The following is a 20,662-nucleotide window of genomic DNA, read 5'->3' on the forward strand; positions in this document are numbered from 1 at the left end:
ATGAGTTCCATCATCCAAAAACCATATGGCTTGGCCCCACAGCAAGGGGGTATCGCATGGAGAACGGTCCTGAGCGGACTGTTATCACTTTGTATCCTCGTAGGACTGAAGGCCCCCGTTTTTTCGCAGGATTCCGTCCGAGTCCTATTGCTGGGAGATCGAGGTCATCACCGTCCCTCCGACTTCTACAGGGCCATACGTGAACCGCTTCAAAAGAACGGGATTGCGATCGAGTACACGGAGGATATCTCCAGTGCTCTCTCGAAAGAAAAACTCAGCGGCTTGGATGCGTTGATGGTTTATGCCAATATCAACGAAGTATCTCCCGAACAAGAGGCTGCACTTCTTGAGTACGTCGAAAACGGAGGGGCTTATGTTCCTGTCCACTGCGCGTCGTATTGTTTTTTGAACTCACCGAAATTGATCGCCTTGACGGGGGCTCAGTTCAAAGAGCACGGTGGCGAGCGATTCCGCACCGTCATCGTCGCACCCGATCATGAACTGATGAAGGGCTTCGACGGTTTCGAAAGCTGGGACGAGACCTATGTCCATCACAAGCACAATCCGGAAGGGCGCGTCGTTCTGGAAACACGCCGTCAAGGGCGATTGGCACCCGGCACCACCGAAGAGCCTTGGACGTGGACACGTACCCAAGGCAAAGGGCGCGTCTTCTATACCGCTTGGGGCCACAACATGGATACGTGGAGCCAACCCGGATTCGTCAATCTTCTCGAAAGAGGCATTCGATGGGCGGCCAAGAAGTCGCCTGAGAAAGTCGCTCCGTTCCGTGATGCGACTCGATTCAATGTCCCCAAGATGACCGAAATTTCGAAGGATCTGCCGGCATTCACCTATACGAATGTCGGAAATGCGATTCCCAATTACCGAGGTCGCCAACGGTCAGGAGACGGGGACACGATTCTCAGCGAAATGCAAAACCCGCTCCTTGCAGCGGAATCGGTCAAGCGTTACTCGACACCCGTCGATTTCTCGCTTCGATTGTGGGCTTGCGAAGATGATTCCTTGGGAGGAAGCAAGACATCGAGCTATGCGGGACTTGCCGGAAAAGCGTTGGCGATGAATTGGGATCACCGGGGCCGATTGTGGCTTTGTGAAACGATCGATTACCCCAACGAGCTTCAACCGGTCGGCAAAGGACGCGATCGCATTCGCATCTGCGAGGACACGGACCGCGATGGCGTGGCGGACAAGTTCACGGTTTTTGCATCGGGCCTTAGCATCCCGACCGCTATCGTCTGCTATCGAGGAGGTGCCATTGTTCAAGACGGAACGACGACGGTGTACCTCAAAGACACCGATGGCGATGACGTGGCCGACTTCCGTCAGGAATTGATCACCGGCTGGGCGATGGGAGATACCCACGGGGGAGTCAGCAATTTTCAATACGGACTCGATAATTGGATTTGGGGGATGCAGGGTTACAACGACTCGCGCCCTGTGATCAATGGAGAGCGGCAGCAGGGTTTCCGACAAGGCTTCTGGCGATTCGCGGTGAAGGCTGGTGCCTCGGACGATACGGCTCCCGTCTTCGCCATGAAGGATGGCAAGAACACACTCGAACGATCCAGTCAATTCGATCAGCACAGCATCCGGGTCTCCAAATTGGAATTCGTTCGCTCGACGAATAACAACACGTGGGGGATCGGAATCAGCGAAGAAGGTTTGATTTTTGGCTCCACGGCGAACGGCAATCCCAGCAACTTCATGCCCATCTCCAATCGCTACTACGAACGGGTCAATGGATGGTCACCGGAAGTCTTAAAGACCATTGCCGACACTTTCAAATTCCAAGCGATCACCCCCAAGGTGCGGCAGGTTGATTTCTTCGACGGATACACCGCCGGTGCGGGGCACGCTCTCTACACCGCTCGGAATTATCCGAAAGAGTGGTGGAACCGCTTGGCATTCGTGTGCGAACCGACCGGTCACCTTGTCGGCTCCTTTGTTCTGAATCGGGATGGTGCGGGATACAAGAGCACCAGTCCATTCAATCTCGTTGCGAGCGTTGACGAGTGGTCGTCTCCCACAATGGCAGAGATCGGTCCCGATGGGAACGTCTGGGTCATCGATTGGTACAACTTTATTGTTCAACACAACCCGACCCCGCAAGGATTCAAGACAGGGCGTGGAAATGCTTATGAAAGCGAATTGCGAGACAAGAAACATGCTCGCATCTACCGCGTGGTCTACGAAGGGAACGAGGGATTGGACAAAGCGTTGCTTGAACAATCCGATGCACTGGTGCGCAATGGTTTGGATCCCAATAATGAATCGCAGTTGGTTGCTGCATTAAAGCATCCTAACTTTTTGTGGCGACGGGCAGCTCAAAGACTGCTCATCGAAAAGGGATCGCTCAGCGAGACCACGCTTCAGGCCCTAAACGGGTTGATCCAGGATAAGTCGATCGATTCCGTTGGATTGAACGTCGGTGCAATCCATGCCTTGTGGGTATTGCAAGGCATCGGGAGCGCGTTGCCGACGGCTGCGGCTGTGGAGCATCCGAGCCCCGCGGTCCGTCGCAACGGGGTTCAAACGGCACAGGATTCGTTGGCATCCTTGAAGACGATCGCTGACAAGAATTTGTTGTTGGACGAGGATCCACAAGTCCGGTTGACCGCGTTGTTGAAAGTGGCGGACAGCCAGGCGACCGAGCCTCGCATTGTCGCCGCGCTCGCGAACCCAAGCCGACTCGCATCGCTACCCGGTTCGCAGCGATCAGACACTTGGCTCCTGGACGCGTGGACTAGTGCCGCGAGCGTTCACTGGAAAGAAGTCCTTCCAAAGCTGTTGGCGACAAAGGAGCCCCAGTCCTCCGAAGCCTTGGCACGGATTTCGATTGTCGCGGAACACGCTTCCCGATCGCGCATGTCCCCCGAGGCCTTTGCTATTCTGGGCGAATCCCCATCGCAAATGGAAGTTGCCGGCGCGATCGTGTCGGGAATTGCGAAGGGATGGCCACGCGAATACGAATTCAAAGCACCTGAGGGATTGGGGGCTAAGATCGCGAGTGTATGGCTCAAGACCGAGGTCCCAGTGGAAGTGAAGAGCCAGGTCCTGATGCTGGCCAACAACGCCGGCATTCAAGAAATCGCCGATGCCCTCGCTCAGATCGTTGGAGAGCTAGCGACTGCAGCGATCGATTCGGAACGTCCTATTCCAGCCCGCATCGCGGCGGCGAAGCAAGCCATGGTGCTTCAATCGGACAGCACCGATTTGGTGACCAAGCTGCTAGAGGCCCTTTCCGCGCAGAGCAGCCCGGATTTGGTTGAAGGCGTATTGCAAAGCTTTGCGACGGTGAAGATCGACGGACTGGCAAAGTTGCTCATGTCGAAGAGCAATGGGATGCCTCCCGAGTTTCGACGCAATGCGATCCGATTGTTGATGGCTCGCCCGCAGACCACCAACGAACTGCTTGATCTCATCGATTCTGGTTCTCTCTCCTGGAATGATTTTCAGTTGGACCAGAAGCAAGCGCTCCGCGACCACCCCACGGAGTCGGTCCGCACCCGAGCGAATGAGCTTCTCAAGTCCAAGGGGTTGGCGATGAATGCTGACCGCCAGAAGGTCGTCGAGTCTTGGATGGAGATCACCCATGAGCAAGGGGATTTGGAAAGCGGCAAAGCGATGTATGCCAAGCATTGTGCGCTGTGCCATGTTCATGGAACGATGGGCGTTCAGATCGGTCCAAACTTGACCGGTATGGCCGTCCATCCAAAAGAGGAACTGCTTGTCCATATTCTCGACCCAAGTCGAAGCGTCGAAGGAAATTTCCGGACTTATAGCATTCGAACGGTGGATGACACCATCGTCACCGGGATGTTGGCAGGTGAAAGCAAGACTTCGCTCGAGATCATCACCTCGCAGGCGAAGAAGGAAGTTGTCCTCCGCGAGGACATCGATCAGCTCATCGCTTCCCAGAAGAGCTTGATGCCCGAGGGCTTCGAGAATCAGATGACCAAGGTGGAGATGCGGGACTTGCTCGAGTTCCTCACGAGCAAAGGAAAGTACGTACCTCTCGCGATCGATACGGTAGCGACATCCATCACGACCAAGGGGATGTTCTTCGACGAAGCGGGGATGGCGGAACGATTGGTCTTCCGAGATTGGGGAGTGAAGACCTTTAAGGAGGTTCCCTTCACGCTGGTCGATCCTCAGCGCGGTACCAAACCCAATGCGATCATGCTCCATGGTCCTTATGGAAACATGGCGCCGAAGATGCCAAAGCGGGTTGAGCTTCCGTGCAAGACTTCTGCCGTCGCCATCCATATGCTCAGCGGGATTGGCGGTTGGTCTTACCCCGCCTCCGCCAAGGGGAGCAAATCTCTGATTGTTAGGCTGACCTACGAGGATGGAAAGACCGAGGATCACGACTTGATCAACGGTGAGCACTTCGCCGACTACATCCAGCGGGTGGACGTGCCTCAGAGCGAGTTCGCGTTCAATCTGAATGGGCGGCAGCTTCGGTATCTCTCGATCAAGCCTCGATCGAAGGATCCGTTAGCGAAATTGGAGTTGATCAAAGGGAATGACGTCTCAGCCCCGATCGTCATGGCGATCACGGTTCAGACGACCGAGTAAGCGAAACGCTCAGTGATCGTTTCCCCACTGCAGCGTTGAAAACGCCTCGTAAGGAGCAATTCTTGCGAGGCGTTCGCTTTTTTGGGGGGAGGATCTCCCTGTTAATTTGTCGAGATGAACCGTTCAACCTTCCCCCGCTTTTGGACTATACTTGTGACTTGGCCCGCGAATTGGGCCCCCCTCCGTTTAAGCCTCACAACCTCTCTACCACGCTGAAGAGTCCATGAAACAGCTTCTTTCGTTCCTTTGGGTTGCCTTGTTTGGGTTGATCCCGAGTCTTTTTGCAACGGGTTTGCTTCACGCGGCCGACAAACTGGTACTCGAGCCAGCCGATGGAAAAGCGAACGGCAAACATGTCGTCTTGATTGCAGGCGACGAGGAGTATCGAACCGAAGAATCGATGCCGATGTTGGGGAAGATCCTCAGCCAGCGGCATGGATACCGATGCACGGTTCTTTTCGCATGGGGACCGGATGGGGCGAACTACATCGACGCCAATAATGCGCGCGGCCTCCGCGGCCTCGAGGCTTTGGCCGATGCCGACTTGATGATTATCGGGACGCGATTTCGCAATCCTGATAGTGAGCAAGCGAAGCATATTGCCAACTATTTGAACGCGGGCAAGCCGGTTATCGGTTTTCGAACCGCAACGCATGCGTTCCAGGGCAAAGGGGATTTCGGGGGCTTGGCGTACAATGACTTCGGGTTGAAGATTCTTGGAGAAACATGGGTGAGCCACCATGGAAAGCACAAAGTGCAGGGGGCGCGCGGTGTGGTGGTTGCTGAGCAGAAATCGCACCCGATTTTGCGATCCGTGCAGAGTATCTTTTGTCCTTCGGACGTCTATGGTGTGATCCATTTGCAGAATACCGATGAGATCCTGATGCGGGCAGCGGTTACCGAGTCACTCGATCCATCGTCACCGAATGTTTCGGGCTCCATCAACGATCCAATGCAGCCCTTTGCTTGGGTTCGGGAGTATCAGCGCCCGAACGGCTCCGGGACTGGAAAAGCGTTCTGCACCACCGGAGGGGCATCGATCGATTTCTTGAATGAAGATTTACGGCGTCTCGTGGTCAATGCCGCGCTCTACTTGACTGGAAAAGAAGTACCGGAGAAGACGAACGTAGACTTTGTCGACCCATTCCAACCGACCTTCTACGGGTTCATCAACGATAAGACCTATTGGCAGACATTGAATCGGAACGCCGACGATTATGGGCTTGGGAAATCGCCTACCCAGAAAGATCCTCCCGGATCTCCTGATTGGAAGTTCCGACTCACCTCGACCAACACGGCTCAGTCGGCTCAGTCGGCGGCTCCCTTCGAGCCACGACAAGGAGAGCGCATCGCGTTTGTCGGCAGTTCGCTCGGTGAACGCATGAATTTGTTCGGATATTTCGAGACGTTATTGCATACACGATTTCCGCACAAGCAACTGGTGGTTCGTAATTTTTCGTGGCCTGGAGATGAAGTAGGGCTCCAGCAACGTCCTGATGACTACACGAAGGTCGACGATCCCATGGAAGAGTTTGGTCCTGAACTCTTCATTTGTTTCTTTGGGATGAACGAACACTTTGTGGGTGGATCGGATCAGCAGCTCGAGAGTTTCAAGAATAAATATCGCGAATGGATCGCGCGGACGAAGAGCAAGTTTTCGAAGAAGGATCGCGAAGCCCGGTTCGTTTTAGTTTCGCCGATCGCCATGGAGCAATCGAAGAGTGTCCATTTGCCCGATTCGAGCAAGAACAATCCGGTGCTGGCGAAGTACGCCACAGCGGTGCAACAGATTGCTAAAGAACTTGGGCTCCCCTTCGTCGACGTTTATACCCCCAGCTTGAAAGCTTTCGGTGAAGAGCCGGACCTGCAATACACCATCAACACGCTGCACGTCAATGAGCGTGGAGATCGGTTGTTGGCCAAAGAGATCGACTCGCAACTCTTCCCCACGGCGCATCCCACCGGTACCGATGTCTCGGTGTTTCACAACACGCGAAAGTGGGTGAATGACAAAGCGTGGCTCCACCTGCAGGATTACCGCATGCTCAACGGGTGGTATGTCTATGGTGGCCGTCGCACCTGGGATACGGAAACCTTCCCGAAGGAGTTTCAGAAGATCCGCAAGATGGTGGGAGTTCGCGACCAATACATCTGGGATATCGTTGCTGGAAAGAAAGTGGCAGAGCAACCGGACGATTCGAAGACAGGCGAGGTCTTTATCCCCGAGACGATGTTCGGAACCCGCGATGAGGGATTCCGCCAAATGCGAGAGCCCAAGACGTTGGTTTATCCGACCCCAGAAGAGTCGATCAAGCAGATGAAGGTGCCTGAAGGGTTCGAGGTGCAACTCTTTGCTTCGGAAAAGGATTTTCCAGAGTTGGCGAATCCCACGCAGATGATGTTCGATAAAAAGGGTCGGCTTTGGGTTTCCTGCATGATCAATTACCCGCAATGGTTACCCGGATCGGCGAAGCCAGGGGATAAGATCCTCATTTTTGAAGATACCAACAACGATGGCAAAGCGGATGTCTGCAAGACCTTTTACGACAAACTGATCTGTCCGACTGGTTTTGAATTCCACGAAGATGGCGTGCTCGTCGTCGATCAGCCTCGCATAATCTTTCTGCGCGATACCGATGGCGACGACAAAGCGGATGAAGCCACGCAGGTCATCGATGGCATTGCAACCGACGACACCCACCACACCGTGGGTGCTTGGGAATGGTCACACGGCGGTTTGCTGTACATGCTCGAGGGTGTTTCCATGTCGACCGCGATGGAAACTCCTTGGGGGCCTTTCCGCAACAAGGGACCATCGGGGGCTTATGTCGTCGATCCCAAGTCCTGGAAAGTCCGGCATTTCCGTACTCCTGGTTATGGCAACCCATGGTGTATGGTCTTTGACAAATGGGGAATGGGAACGATCGGGGACGGAACCAATGCTCAGCAGCATTGGACCAGCCCTCTTTCGGGATTCGCCGTCAATTCCCGCAAGACCCTTCGACCGAATTTCGACAACCAAGGGGTACGTCCCGCCGTGGGGAATGATTTCCTATTCACCCGGCAGTTCCCGGATGAAGTTCAAGGTCAGTTTATCTATGCCTGCGTGATCAATATGCACGGACTCCCTCGCTTCAACGTTCGCGATGAATCGGCAGGGGCAGGCTTCACGGGGGAGCGCACCGACGATTTGATCAACTCGACCGATAATTTCTTCCGTCCTGTCGATCCGCAAATCGGTCCGGATGGGGCCCTTTGGTTCGGTGATTGGTGCAACGCCTTGATCGGTCACATGCAATATTCGCAACGGGACCCGAATCGAGATCACGTTCACGGTCGACTTTATCGTTTGGTGTATAAGAACAAACCTCTTCTGAAACCAGTTCTTCAAGACAAGGCGAGCATTGACGAACTGTTGGGTCAGCTGAGCGAATACGAACCGCGAACCCGTTACCGCGCACGACGCGAACTCTGGTCGCGAGACGAGAAAGAGGTGTTGGCAGCTGTCGATCGCTGGATCTCAGGGAATGTTTCGGAAGAGCGATTGTGTGAAGCGCTATGGCTGCAGGAGCGATTCAACAAGATCGATCCGAAGCTTGCGAACCGATTGCTCCAAGCCAAAGACTACCACGCTCGCGCTGCCTTGGTACACGCCGTCTCCAACCAATGGGAGACCTATGCGGACGCCATGCAAGTTTTCAAGCAAGCCGTCGCGGATGAGCATCCCCGTATACGGCTGGAAGCAATCCGAGGCTTGAGTTTTCTCCAGACCGTCGAGGCGGCCGAAGTGGCGCTCATGGCTACGAACAAGCCGATGGATTATTGGATCGAGTACACCCTGGAACACACGTTGCAGGCACTCGCTCCCAAAGTGGATGATGCCATTCAGCAAGGAAAGTTCTTGGCGGATGCAACGGATGGAAGACGGAAGTACTACGACGATTACAAATTGGCCTCTGGGCCTGGCGGCCGGGTCGTGAAGCCGTTGCGAGATGCGGAGAACCCGGAGCTGCCTCAGTGGAAACGGGATGAAGCGATGCGCACGATCGCATCGATCGAAGGTGGGAGCAGCCGCCGCGGGGAAATTGTGTTCAACCGCGTTTGCTCCGCTTGCCACCAAATCGGGGATCAAGGCAAGCCGTTTGGCCCTCGCCTGGATGATGTCGGTGCCCGATTCGGCAAAGATGCGATCATTCGACATATCCTTTGGCCCAACGACACGATCGCCAAAGGTTACGAGACCATTCAGTTGGTGACCGTCGACGAAGAAGTCGTTACTGGGTTTGTTCTCAAAGAGACCCCCGAGGCGATCACCCTCGGTATCGCCACCAACGATGGAAAAGGGAAAGAACGAGAGATTCTCAAGTCGGAAATCGACCTGAGGAAAGAGATGAAGGCCAGTTCGATGCCAGAGGGATTGGCGAAGACGATCGCGCCGAGCGAGTTCCTCGATTTGATCGAGTATCTCGGCCGGCAAAACAAATTCACCATTCGGGAAGACGGTTGGATTGAAACCGGTGCTGCGGACGGAGATCTTCGGAAGTCGGGTGAGTTTGTAGAGATTTCTCGCGACGCGCAGATTCAGATCCCCAACAACTTTCCTGCGCAATGGTCGGGATCGGCCAATCTCGTCTTGAGCGCCGTCGATCCAGCGCAGCGCGATTTCGCGTTCCACTCCCCCAACGAAGGATCCGAATCGCCAGCTGTTGGAATTCGATTGGCGAGCGAAAAGGAGATTCGCGTGATCCAAATCCAGAATCGACGCAATCCGCAGTTCTACGAGCGTGCGAAGGATCTGGCCGTGTGGATTTCCAACGATGGCAGGGAATGGAAGCAAGTTTGGAAGTCGACCAAGCCGGCCGAGAACTACAAGATCGAATTGCCTGCGGGAACGCGAGGTCGTTTTATCAAAGTAGGGCTCGAGGGTCGGGGTATTTTGCATCTCAACCAAATCGCAGTCTTTGGTACGGGGAAGTAGCCGGAGGTTTCGGGCGGTTTTAGATCCGCTCGCCACGGCGCAAAGGCCGCAAAGTGGGGCGCATGGGCGAACGCCCCGCAAAAATCGGGTGGCGAAGTGAATCGCACGCCCCCGAAATGGAAGGCAAGTATGTACACCCAAGCCGAGAGACGCGAGAAGTTAGCTTGGTATCAGTTCCACTTGCGTACTGTGTTCGTGGTGATGGGTGTTGTCGCCGCTTTTTTTATTGGTGTAGGTTGGTGGGGAGTCGAAGGTCTTTGGGAGCGATTTTCGATTGCAATGCGTATCGGTGTGATCGTGGCGCCATTTGCTGAGCTTCATCGACGCTTTCGCGAACAGGATTTTCCGTCCGATGGGACACGCGATTAAAGGGATACGTCCATGACTACGCCAATTGCTCACCACCTTTTCTCTCCATGGATTCGGTTGTCTATCGTCTGCATGCTGGCGATTGGCTTGGTTTGCCCCATCAGTTGTGCTCAGGATTCGTCGGGCCAACCGGGGAGTGAACCCCTCGCATCCAAGGCAAATACGAAGTACATGCCATTTGCCCACGCGCATAACGACTATTTGCACCGAAGACCTCTGTTGGATGCATTGGAGAGTGGATTTGCGTCCGTCGAGGCGGATGTGTTTTTGGTCGATGGCGATTTGTGTGTTGCGCACACGGCGGCGGAGATCGATCGAGCGAAGACCTTGCGAAGCCTGTACTTAGAGCCTTTGCGTCAAATCGTAGAGAAGAACGACGGACGGGTGCATGCAGGAGTCGAGCAACCGCTGGTGTTGTTGATCGATATCAAGTCCGATGGGAAGAAGACCTTTGCGGAGCTTCATCGCCAGTTGCTTGCGTATCGTTCGATATTGGTCGTTCGCGGATCTGACGAGGATCGACGCCAGGGAGCCGTCCAAGTGATCGTGAGTGGCAATCGTCCTTTCGAGGACATCGAAAGTGCGAGTCCCCGGCTGGCCACCCTTGACGGTCGCCTTTCGGATTTGGGTCGCCAGAAGCCCAGCGATTTCTATCCCTTGATTAGCGACAATTGGAATTTGCACTTTCGATGGCGAGGCGTTGGAGAGATCGGTCAGGAGGATTTGCAGAAGCTTCGATCGATCGTTCAGTCCGTTCACAGCGAGGGGAAGAAAATCCGATTCTGGGCTATTCCAGATCGAGAGGAGGTGTGGCGATTGCTGCATCGAGAGGGAGTCGATTTCGTCAACACCGATCGCCTCGCCGACTTGCAAGCTGCGTTGGGAGCGAGCGATTCGCTCCGCAAATGATCTTCCCATCACGGAGCATTTCGTTTCGATGGGATGCCAGTTCCATGTTAAGGTTGGATATGCATCCGTTTGCAAGCTTCCGCGCATTCGCGGCATACGCTCGCGCATTTCTTCATCATCGGGTCAGCTGCGAGCTTTTCGCATTCGATCGAGCAGGCCAAACAAGCTTGGACGCACGCATCGCGTACGATCGACAGGAATGCACCATGGCGACCGACGACTCGGCTTGCCATAGCGCAGATGTCGGCGCAGTCCAAGCAGGCTGCGGCGCATGGAGCGTGCTCTTTCTTTCCCTCCGCGATGCTCATGGTGCAATGCGAGTAGCAGCTGCTGCATTCGACAGAACAAGCCGCAATTTTTTGGGCTATGGTGGCCATCGCATGATGTTTCGCCCCATCTCCCGAGTGGACTTGGGGATCTTGCGCCGCCGAATAGCTACCCAATAGAGCGCTCGCCATGGAGGTAGCCCCCAGACCTAACAACAGTTCGCGTCGGACCATGATCTTCTCCTACTATGAGTACCAAAACGTGGAATGGTGGGTGCCTGCTGCTGCGATGGACGCGACAGAAGCGATGAAATGAAACTTGTAACTTTCGAAGGGCAACTCGCGCGCCAACATGGATTCGTAGTCGGTTGCAAGGGAAGACCACCCCGGATTGCAAGGTGATCGATCAGGTTGTCTTCTCATCGATCGATGGTGTGATAGCTAGTGGGGCTGGATCGAATGTTTGACCGAGCGAATAGGTTCTGGTCCGCCGATTGCGTTATCCGATTGCGTTATCGAATGCGATACGAACGGCGGTTGGCGGTTTGTTCCGGCCATCGCACCGGATCGTGTGGTTTCGGAAGCAGGAATTCGGGCGAAAGCTACTTACACGAAAGAGAGCAGATCATGGGAATGGGTAAGAAGTCGATATTTGCAGCCCTTTGGGTTTTAGGGATACCTTTGCCGTTGTTGGTCATCGTCTACTTCCTCACCTCGGGGGGGTGCGGTTGACCCGGTTGGTTGTGACAGGTGGCATCTGGAAGTATGATGGCAGGTTCTTCCTCTCGGCATTCACGAATCTGTTCGTCAAATCCCTTCTCAGCGCTGCGCATGTTGACCAAGCAACCATTACTCGGACATTGGGCGGTGATTCTATTGAACGCCATGATTCTATCGGGCTCCCTGACCTCTCATGACGCAGGGGCTCGATGCGATGCCGCCGAGCCGATGTCCCTCGAGGGGCTCTTTCAGCTCGAGCGGATCGCCGATCCGCAGCTGAGTCCGGACGGATCGAAGGTCGTGTATCAGGTAACGAAGATCCTCGATGCGACGAAGAATCAAAAGGCGACTCAACTTTGGTTGGCCAATGCGGATGGGTCGGGGAGCAGGCAGTTAACGACGTCGGGCAAATCCGACACACATCCACGCTGGTCTCCGGATGGTACCAAGATTCTTTTCGAATCCACTCGAGATGGTTCGAGTCAGGTTTATGTCCTCGATCTTGCTGCGGGAGGGGAGCCGACGAAAGTCACGAACATTTCCACGGGTGCCAGCAATGGGATATGGTCACCGGATGGATCTCGCATCGCATTCCTTTCAACGGTCCGTCCGGAATGGAGTGCGCTTCCCTTCGCCGAGTCGGATGCAAAAAACAAGGAAGCGGACGATGCCGCCAGCAGCAGCTTGGTCAAAGCGAAGACCTTCACCAAGTTGTTTTATCGTCATTGGGATTCCTATGTCGAGGACAAAAGGAATCACTTGTTCGTTATCCAGGCTGATGGAACCGATTGTCGGGATGTGACGCCTGGGGATCGGGATGCCTATCCAACGAGTTCGACGTTCAGTGCGGGGGACGAGTTTAGCTTCTCGCCGGACGGAAACTATCTTTTGTTCACGGCCGTCCCTGCGAAGGGGGAGTCGTGGAGTACGAATCATGATATTTGTCGCGTGTCGATTCAGAACAAGGAGCAGGAATGGCAACCAATTACTTCTGGTCCTGCTGCCGAGAGCTTGATCCAGTTCAGTCCAGACGGCAAGTGGGCTGCTTACCGGGCCCAATCCAAGCCGGGCTATGAAGCGGATCGTTGGCAGTTGATCGTATGCGAGTGCAATCCCGATGGTACCTTTCGCGGGACCCCTACCTCCTGGAGCGAGAGTCTAGATAGCCCTGTGAACGATTTCCGTTGGGTCGACAACGCGAGGATTTTGTTCACTTCCGATAAAAGCGCATCGAGCGTCCTTTTTCTAGCAAGTGCTGGAAAGCAGCCTGAACCAATTGCTGCACCGTTCGAGGGGGAGCGCATGGGGCAGGTAACAGGTCTTTCGATGCGAGGGGATCGCTACGCCTTGGCTCGCGCGACGATGAATGAGCCAGCTGCTGTGTTTACAGGTAGTTTGGCGGGGGGAACCGCGTTGGCCATCACGGCCCACAATCGGGAGTTGCTCGCCAAGTGGGAGCGTCCCGTACCGGAGAGTATTCAGGTTCCGGTGGAGGGGGATGTGCAGATGCAGATGTGGATCCTGAAGCCACCCGGTTTTGACCCGTCGAAGAAATGGCCAGTTATTTACTTGATCCACGGTGGACCCCAGGGAGCTTGGGAGGACGGTTGGAGTTTTCGTTGGTGCCCGCAGATTTGGGCGGCTCAAGGCTATGTCGTTGCGATGCCGAATCCGCGAGGATCGACTAGTTTCGGTCAGAAGTTCTGCGACGAGATCAGTGGAGATTGGGGCGGCAAGTGCTATCGAGACCTCGTGGCGGGTTTGAAGCAAATTCAATCGCTCGATTATGTCGACTCGGGCAGGATTGCTTCGGCAGGAGCCAGTTTTGGTGGCTACATGCAGAATTGGTTTGCGGTCAATGAAATCTCGAAGGAGTTTCGATGTTTGATTACCCACTGCAGCGTTTACAACTTTGAGAGCATGTGGGGCACGACCGACGAGTTATGGTTTGACGAATACGAGCATGGAGGCATGCCGTGGGAGAAGCAGGAAAAGTATCGCGAGTTCAGCCCGCATCGCTTGGCAGGCAATCTCGCCAAGTACAAGACGCCGATGCTCGTGATCCACAATGATCTCGATTTCCGTTGTCCGATTGGGCAGGGGCATGAGTTATTTCAGGCGTTGCAACGATTGGGCATCGAGAGTCGTTTCGTTAATTTTCCGGACGAAGGGCACTGGGTGAACAAGACAGCGAACAGCCTTCATTGGCACCGCGAGATCTTTGGTTGGTTGCAGAAGTATTGCCCGCCGGGCGCGAAGTGATCCGCTTCGTCTTTCCTAACGAGTAGCCATTAGAAAGAAGCTATGAGCGAATCGAACGCGCGGGGCTTGGCCTTGCATTGGCGCATCCTGATCGGTCTTGCGGTTGGCGCCATTGCTGGGCTTGTGTGCAAGCAGTGGTTGGGGGATCATCCGGGGCTCAAGTGGTTCAGTGAGAACATTGCCAACACCGTTGGTCAAGTCTTTCTGCGACTCATCTTCATGGTAGTGATACCGCTTGTTTTTTGTGCTTTGACCCTTGGAGTCGCCGAGATCGGCGACGTTAGGAAGTTGGGGCGTCTCGGGCTGATGACGTTCCTGATGACGCTTCTTTTCTCGGGGGCCTCGGTCGTTATCGGTTTGGGGTTGGCGAATACACTGAAGCCCGGCGCGAGTTTGAGCGATGAAAGTCGGGAGAGGCTCAAGGAGCAGTTTACGAGCGACGCGGACGACAAGATCAAGAAGGCCGACAGTTCCAAGGGGATCATCGCGACGCTTCTCGATATCATCCCGCGCAATCCACTTCAAGAAGCCGTGGGGGCTTTGGATGGATCTTCGCCGGGGAGCGGCCTGCTCGGCGTGATGTTTTTCTCCTTGTGCATGGGGGTTGCGCTGACAACGATTGGGGACAAGGCCAAGCCGGTTCTCGCCGTGTTGGAGGGATTCTATGAAGCGATCATGGCGATCATACGCACGGCCATGTCGCTGGCGCCGTTTGGAGTTGCGGGGTTGGTCTTTTACGCCACCACGTTGCTTGGTTTCGATATCATTCGGTTGTTGGCGGGGTATGTGGTCGCGGTCATTCTGGGGCTCAGCATCCACATGTTTGTCGTTTATTCGATTGCGATTTGGGTGATTGCGAAGCGCAATCCGCTCACCTTCTTCCGCGATATTCTCGAGGTTCTGGTGACCGCGTTTGGGACATCGAGCTCGAGCGCTACGTTGCCCACCTCGATTCGAGTGGTGGATGACAATCTCAAACTGAATCGAAAGATATCGCACTTCGTTTTGACGATTGGGTCAACGGCGAATCAGAATGGGACCGCGTTGTACGAGGGGATTACGGTCTTGTTCCTCGCGCAAGTCTTCGGAGTGGACTTATCCCTGAGTCAACAAATCATCGTGGTGTTGTTATCGATGTTGGCGGGTATTGGGACGGCTGGGGTACCGGGGGGATCGCTCCCATTGGTCGTATTGGTGCTTCAGTCGGTGGGTGTTCCCCCGGAAGGGATCGCGATCATTATGGGTGTCGATCGGTTGCTCGACATGTCCCGAACGACGGTCAATGTTTGCGGGGATGTCGCGGTTGCTGTATGTGTTGACGCGATCGAAGGCAAACGGATGGAATCGCAAGCAGACGAAATCAAGGTAGGTTGATCGGCAAAGGCAGGTAGTCGCTTGCTTCCCGAATCTCGATCTCGATTGGTTCTTCGTTTTCAAGGCTCCAGGCGCCCGACGTGAGACTGCCTTTGTTGTAAATCTCGATTCGATGCGCATTGGATTGGGTGGCGCGGAGGCGAGCTTCTCCTTGGAAATGAAAGGAGTGGGTCGCGCTCTTCAGCGTCTCATCGTATTTATGTCGCACTTTGGTGGGGAGGGCGTCTGGTGCTGCGAGGAACTGCACTTTGGTTTGATTGATATCGCTGACTTCGGTTTCGTTACTTTCTTTAACCGTCACCGAATCGATGGTACGGGAGGACTCGGATGGCTGCAAAGTGAATTGCGCACGGTAGCCCGGAATGGAGGGAACCGGAACACCCGAAGCAAACTTGCTTGGGTTGCTGATCAGTTCAGGGAGGGGAATGGAAAGAAGGGGTGTTGCTGGTTCGTCCGAAAACCAGATTTTGACAGCGGCCTTGGTGGCGCGATCGGGCCAGTTCCCTGCTCGGCAGTCGACGAGTGGAACCGGAACTCCACTCTTCCAATGCTTGTCGAAGAATACGTAGGGTTTGCCTATGTTTTGTTTCGATTCGGTCTGTGCTTGGATTTCGATCCAAAGCTCTCGTGGTCTGCGAGTGTAATGACTATTGGGATTCTGAATGGAGATGGGGAAAAGAACGGAGCCGGCTTCCACGGTGGGACGATGGACTCGAGCGATACGACGTTCCTGGGAATTGGCTTTGCGCATGACCCCTATCTTAGGAGATCCCACTGAATAGGGTTCCGATCGAATTTCAAGTCCGTCATCTCTCAAGCTCAGTTCGATCGACTCTCCCCCCTCTAGTACCATTTCCTTTTTGATCGTTTGGAAGGATAGCTCGAATCGTTCGGTGCCGCGTGGTCCGAGTTCGACCTGGATAGGCGAATTGAGTTTGCTAACCGCTTCGGCGCGTTGGGCGTCGAGTTGAATGTCCGAACTATTGTGTGATCTCGAGATACGATATTCCCCTTTGGAGAGTTGTTCCATCAAGGCGCGAAGCAGCGCGGACCGGTTGGCGACGTCGTAGTATTGGCCGCCGGTGACATCGGCGATGCGATTGAGGTTTTGCCAAGCTTGACTTTCTTGGGAGCGATCGATTCCGACTCCTAGAACGAAGGTAGGTACCTGTCGTTGTTCCCAAGCCCGCAGCACATCCTCCAGCGTCGTATCGGCCTCTCGATCACCTCCCGGGGTGCGAAGTGCGTTGAACTGAAAATTGTCTCCATCGGTAATCAAGACGACGCACTTTGCGGTCGAGTTGGAGTCTGCGTCGAAGTCGGAGTATGCCTCGATCACCGCCTGGTAGACCGGAGACTGTCCCCAAGGCGCGACGCTAGCCAACAGATCGGCGAGCTCCGAAATGGATTGCGGCTGGAAGCGGCCGAGAGGCAAGACATTCTCGACATCTCGGCTTGGTGTTAATCCATCGGGAATCGCCCCCATGTAATTCGGCTGAAGCAGCAGACGGGTCGGACCGCTCGCACCCGTTTTTGAATCGCTAATCGGCTTGGACCATCCCATTCGATGTCCGAACAATCGGACTCCGACGCGGGCATCCGGAAACCCTGCGAGTTGATCGAGCAATTGCAGAATACCCGCTTTGGCCGCATCCAGTTTGGACTGCACCCTCGCATCGACCGCTTCGAGTGGAATCATTCCACCCATGCTGGACGAGCAATCGAGTATGAAAACGATAGACGGTTGTTTTGGTTTGTCGCCAAACAAAACGATTTCAGCACGTCGATCGGGAACCCAATCGTCCTCCACGATATGGAAGCGATCGATATTGAGATCCTTCGTGAATTCATGTCCTCGAAATGCGGCCACGAATTCGCTTCGCGCACCAGAGGATGAATCGACGGGAGTGTTCAGAGTGGAAGAGATCGATTCTTCTCCGCTCGGGAGTTTGAGCTCTCGTCCGAGCGAGACCAAGTCGCCGGCGGATGTGCGTTGAAAGAGCCCAGCTGCCCCTAGGGGAAGCTCAGGATTCCACTGGCCCCCGCTTGGTAATCCAATGCGATTGTTGCGAAGTGATATCGAAAGTGGGGCATCCTCTTCGTCCCCCGTTTTCATGTCGAGGATCAATGCTTGACGATAGGAACCCACCCTCACATCCAATTGCCGTTGAATCGAAGTGGATAGCTCGTCGAGGTCTGCGGAGTTCCCCGATAACTTCGCCAGATTAGCAAGGAGTTGTTCGACAGCGACTTTGAAAAAGGGTGGAGCATCTCCCTCGACAGATTTGGTCGCGTAAAAATCTTCGAGCGACCGCTGTGCGTACCAGCTCAGCAGATCCTTGATGGCGATATTGCGAAACAGGGCAAATCCATGTGCATCGGTTCTTCGCGAGGACCAAGGGGAAAGGATACGTTCCACATAGTCTGCATACACCGCGGTAGCCCACGATTCATTCGCGTCCTGTAGATGTAGATCGATACCCGCATTGCGACACCACGTCGCGACGCGGTTAGGAGTGAAGGCGGGAAAGGCGTTGAACAGATTGCGCAATTGGCGATTGCCCTTTTCGATTCGGTCCGCCATTTCAGACGGCTGCTCCGCGTCGGTCGTTCCATCCGTTGGATCGGATTCGAGCAATGGATAGGTGCTTTGTATGTAGGTCAGGAACGGATGCTCTCCCCAGGCTTCCCAATGCGGACGCCAGCCAGTGGGGTTTTGCGTGGTTTGGAGCACGGATGCATCGGCGTTCACGCCTGGAATCGCATTCTTCCGCCAATTGGATTTCAAACTTTCGACAAGATGATTTCGGTTGGATTCGTGGTTCGACTCGAGAATCTCCGCTTCCATCCCTCGCAGCTGATCTCGCATTTCCTTGTCGCGAATCAATATCTGAAGCTCCGTTCCGACTTCGGCTAGGATCGCTGCGCCAACGTCTCGGTTCTGCAGTGCGAGTTGAGCGTCCAGCGTCCACTGCGTCTGAAGGAAGAGCCAATCTTGGAGAATGAGATCTGCAGCATCGCGCATCCGTTCGATTCGATCGGAGTCCCCTTCCCCTTCGAGCGAAAGAAGTAATGTGAAATCTTTGGTCGCATCCAACATCTGGAGAAAGCGATCGATCCCAGCGCGTTTTCGGTTGGAGAGACGCGACGAGGATACCGCTGCCGTTCCCGGAAGGACCAGTTCACCGGAAAGATCGAGCTCCGAGCTAGCGGGGGATGCGAGAACTTCGTCGCGAAGGGAATGCTCAGCATCGAGCCACGCGAGGATGTGAGGAGAAGTAACCAGGAATAGATCTCGAGTTCGAATCGCTTGATCTGCTAGAGAAGCGATCCCTGTCGGATTGGACTGAACGTCATTCAGTGCGGTCTGCAGGTCTTGCATTTTCGATTCGAGCAGCTCGGATTGCCCCGACAGAGCGGTGTCTTCGAGGGATCGCCGAAGACGGTCCAACGTCTCCCAACCGGGTCTCTGTATGCGAGTGACCCGCACATCCGCCGCGCTGACGAAACGTTCCATCTCATTGTGTAGGACCGCGATTTGTTCCACCTGGGAGCGCGCTGGGGAAGGAGCGGCCATCGCAAATCGTTTGAGCAGATTCACGAAATTGACTTCGTTCCAGATACTTCCGCTCGGAGCGATCTGAGCGGATTTACCAAACAACTCGGTATCCACGAGGCTTGCGTCGGCGATCAATCCCGGCAGCTCACTTTGCAGCCGGTCTTGAGACGGGCCATCGATTTCGCCAAACATTCCTTTGAGAGCGAGCGAGGGCCAAGGGCCGAATCGAGGTATGGGGGTAGCGGTATTGGCAAGAATCTGTTCGCGTTCAAAGATGCTTCGAGCCTTGGGCCCTTTGGAACGTTCAACGTATCGTTCTAACGAGCGGCTGACCTGCGCAAGCAATGTCCGTTTGAGCGAATCGCCAAAGGCTGCGCCGGAGCGATTCGCCTCTTCTAAGCGAAGCAACCCTACTTCCATCTCGGTCCAGCGACTTGGGTTGTCCAAGTACAGTTGTTGATCGCGAAGCAGGTGATACATCTCCCACAATCGACTTCTATCCTCCAGCGAAACGGGAGGGGTGGGCAAATTGGAAGTGATGATCGAGTTTAATAGTCTGGTCTTCTCATCGGCTAAGCTTGCGCGGGCTACGGCGGTCGATCCGGGGGCCTGGCTCACGAGTAGCGGCGTCTGTTCTTTTTGGCGAAACTCTTTGGACCAATCCTGCACACGCGTGGAGACGAATTTTGCTAATTCCAGGACGGTCACGACTCCGTCTCCAGGTTGATTCAAAACGTCGGTGCGATTGATTGCTTCGTAGACATCAGCTCCCCCGGACAATCCCAAACGAAATTCGCGTCCAAAGAGCGAGCCGCTCAAATCCGCTGACGCATGAATGTCTTGACCATCTTTGGCGGCGAGAAGAATCGAAAGATTCGACGCCTTTCGTTCATTCATCCATTCCGATACACGGAGGGTGAATGTTTGAGATAGCACTCCTGTGTGCCAATTCGGTTTCAAATCAATAGGATCGATGACGAGCAAACAGTGCACGCCTGAGGGCATGGCAGAGACCAGAATATCTGCGATCTCGTCCACTCCGATCCAGCTGGTTGGGTCGAGCGGGTCACCTTCGGTGGGGATCAAGCATGGTTTGCTGGCATCGTTGACCACACCTTGCATGGCCAGATAGATGACGCAATTGCCAGATCGAGCCGCTTGTTTTGCGACGCTCGCCACCCGCCGTTCGAGATCTGCCAACGCGGCGGGTCGGGTTGTCCATTCGCGGCTCGCATTGACCCAATGGATGGTTTTCCCATTCAGTTTTTGGAGCTCGGAGAAATCTTCCGATCGCCAAGCTGGAAGTTTGATCGGCCAAGCATACTGGCCGGCGCAGACAGCCAGCACAGGTGTTTTGACCGGTGCATAGGTTAGTAAGTAGACCAACCATCCCGTGAGAACCACGCCAGCGGCGACTCCCAGAATAGGCAATCCGCTTCGTTGGCCTTTGACCTTTCCCTTGGTGGAAGGGCTCTCCGTGGACTCCGATTGCCAACGATGTTTCTTTTCGTCTATGACAACGGGAGCGTCACCCTTCCAGTTTCGTTCACGGCTACCATTGGTTGTCATGTTGCGATCACTCAATCAACGCATGGATGTGTTGGGCACCAAAGGCTGCTTCAACCT

At 54.7% G+C, this 20,662-nt stretch carries 8 protein-coding genes; 6 read left to right on the top strand and 2 right to left on the bottom strand.

Annotated elements, in window-relative coordinates:
* The 4 genes from SH467x_RS10225 to SH467x_RS10240 all read left to right on the top strand — a co-directional run bounded on the left by SH467x_RS10225 (position 1) and on the right by SH467x_RS10240 (position 10,855).
* On the top strand, positions 1–4,599 hold the full coding sequence (locus SH467x_RS10225) for a PVC-type heme-binding CxxCH protein (RefSeq protein ID WP_482371167.1): 4,599 nt from the start codon (positions 1–3) through the stop codon (positions 4,597–4,599).
* Positions 4,600–4,822: 223 nt separating this feature from the next.
* On the top strand, positions 4,823–9,577 hold the full coding sequence (locus SH467x_RS10230) for a PVC-type heme-binding CxxCH protein (protein WP_482371168.1): 4,755 nt from the start codon (positions 4,823–4,825) through the stop codon (positions 9,575–9,577).
* A 129-nt stretch (positions 9,578–9,706) separates the two neighbouring features.
* Positions 9,707–9,946: a hypothetical protein gene (locus SH467x_RS10235; RefSeq protein ID WP_482371169.1), complete on the top strand. Its 240-nt coding sequence runs from the start codon at positions 9,707–9,709 to the stop codon at positions 9,944–9,946.
* 12 nt (positions 9,947–9,958) lie between these two features.
* Positions 9,959–10,855 carry a phosphatidylinositol-specific phospholipase C/glycerophosphodiester phosphodiesterase family protein gene (locus SH467x_RS10240; protein ID WP_482371170.1) on the top strand — a complete coding sequence of 299 codons (897 nt, stop codon included), beginning with the start codon at positions 9,959–9,961 and terminating at the stop codon, positions 10,853–10,855.
* Positions 10,856–10,902: 47 nt separating this feature from the next.
* On the opposite strand, the gene SH467x_RS10245 is transcribed toward SH467x_RS10240, so the two are convergent.
* Positions 10,903–11,355, bottom strand: coding sequence for a four-helix bundle copper-binding protein (locus SH467x_RS10245; RefSeq protein ID WP_482371171.1), 453 nt, complete (start codon positions 11,353–11,355; stop codon positions 10,903–10,905).
* Positions 11,356–11,952: 597 nt separating this feature from the next.
* Between SH467x_RS10245 and SH467x_RS10250 the strand changes: the two genes are divergently transcribed.
* Both SH467x_RS10250 and SH467x_RS10255 read left to right on the top strand, forming a co-directional pair.
* The gene (locus tag SH467x_RS10250) at positions 11,953–14,103 is read left to right on the top strand and encodes a S9 family peptidase (RefSeq protein ID WP_482371172.1); all 2,151 of its coding nucleotides are present in this window, start codon (positions 11,953–11,955) and stop codon (positions 14,101–14,103) included.
* A 42-nt stretch (positions 14,104–14,145) separates the two neighbouring features.
* Positions 14,146–15,477, top strand: a complete 1,332-nt coding sequence (locus SH467x_RS10255) for a dicarboxylate/amino acid:cation symporter (protein WP_482371173.1) — start codon at positions 14,146–14,148, stop codon at positions 15,475–15,477.
* Here SH467x_RS10255 and SH467x_RS10260 read toward each other — a convergent pair.
* The gene (locus tag SH467x_RS10260) at positions 15,464–20,605 is read right to left on the bottom strand and encodes a vWA domain-containing protein (RefSeq protein WP_482371174.1); all 5,142 of its coding nucleotides are present in this window, start codon (positions 20,603–20,605) and stop codon (positions 15,464–15,466) included. The two genes, SH467x_RS10255 and SH467x_RS10260, sit on opposite strands and share 14 nt — an antisense overlap.
* Positions 20,606–20,662: the final 57 nt, after the last annotated feature.

Origin of the sequence: Brakhagea slesvicensis (assembly GCF_052161625.1) — a bacterium.
Taxonomy (GTDB): domain Bacteria; phylum Planctomycetota; class Planctomycetia; order Pirellulales; family Pirellulaceae; genus JBKCUI01.

What these genes read in the sequence shown, in the direction of transcription:
- SH467x_RS10225 (WP_482371167.1), top strand. Translation starts at nt 1, where the DNA reads ATGAGTTCCATCATCCAAAAACCATATGGCTTGGCCCCACAGCAAGGG.
- SH467x_RS10230 (WP_482371168.1), top strand. Translation starts at nt 4,823, where the DNA reads ATGAAACAGCTTCTTTCGTTCCTTTGGGTTGCCTTGTTTGGGTTGATC.
- SH467x_RS10235 (WP_482371169.1), top strand. Translation starts at nt 9,707, where the DNA reads ATGTACACCCAAGCCGAGAGACGCGAGAAGTTAGCTTGGTATCAGTTC.
- SH467x_RS10240 (WP_482371170.1), top strand. Translation starts at nt 9,959, where the DNA reads ATGACTACGCCAATTGCTCACCACCTTTTCTCTCCATGGATTCGGTTG.
- SH467x_RS10245 (WP_482371171.1), bottom strand. Translation starts at nt 11,355, where the DNA reads ATGGTCCGACGCGAACTGTTGTTAGGTCTGGGGGCTACCTCCATGGCG.
- SH467x_RS10250 (WP_482371172.1), top strand. Translation starts at nt 11,953, where the DNA reads ATGTTGACCAAGCAACCATTACTCGGACATTGGGCGGTGATTCTATTG.
- SH467x_RS10255 (WP_482371173.1), top strand. Translation starts at nt 14,146, where the DNA reads ATGAGCGAATCGAACGCGCGGGGCTTGGCCTTGCATTGGCGCATCCTG.
- SH467x_RS10260 (WP_482371174.1), bottom strand. Translation starts at nt 20,605, where the DNA reads ATGACAACCAATGGTAGCCGTGAACGAAACTGGAAGGGTGACGCTCCC.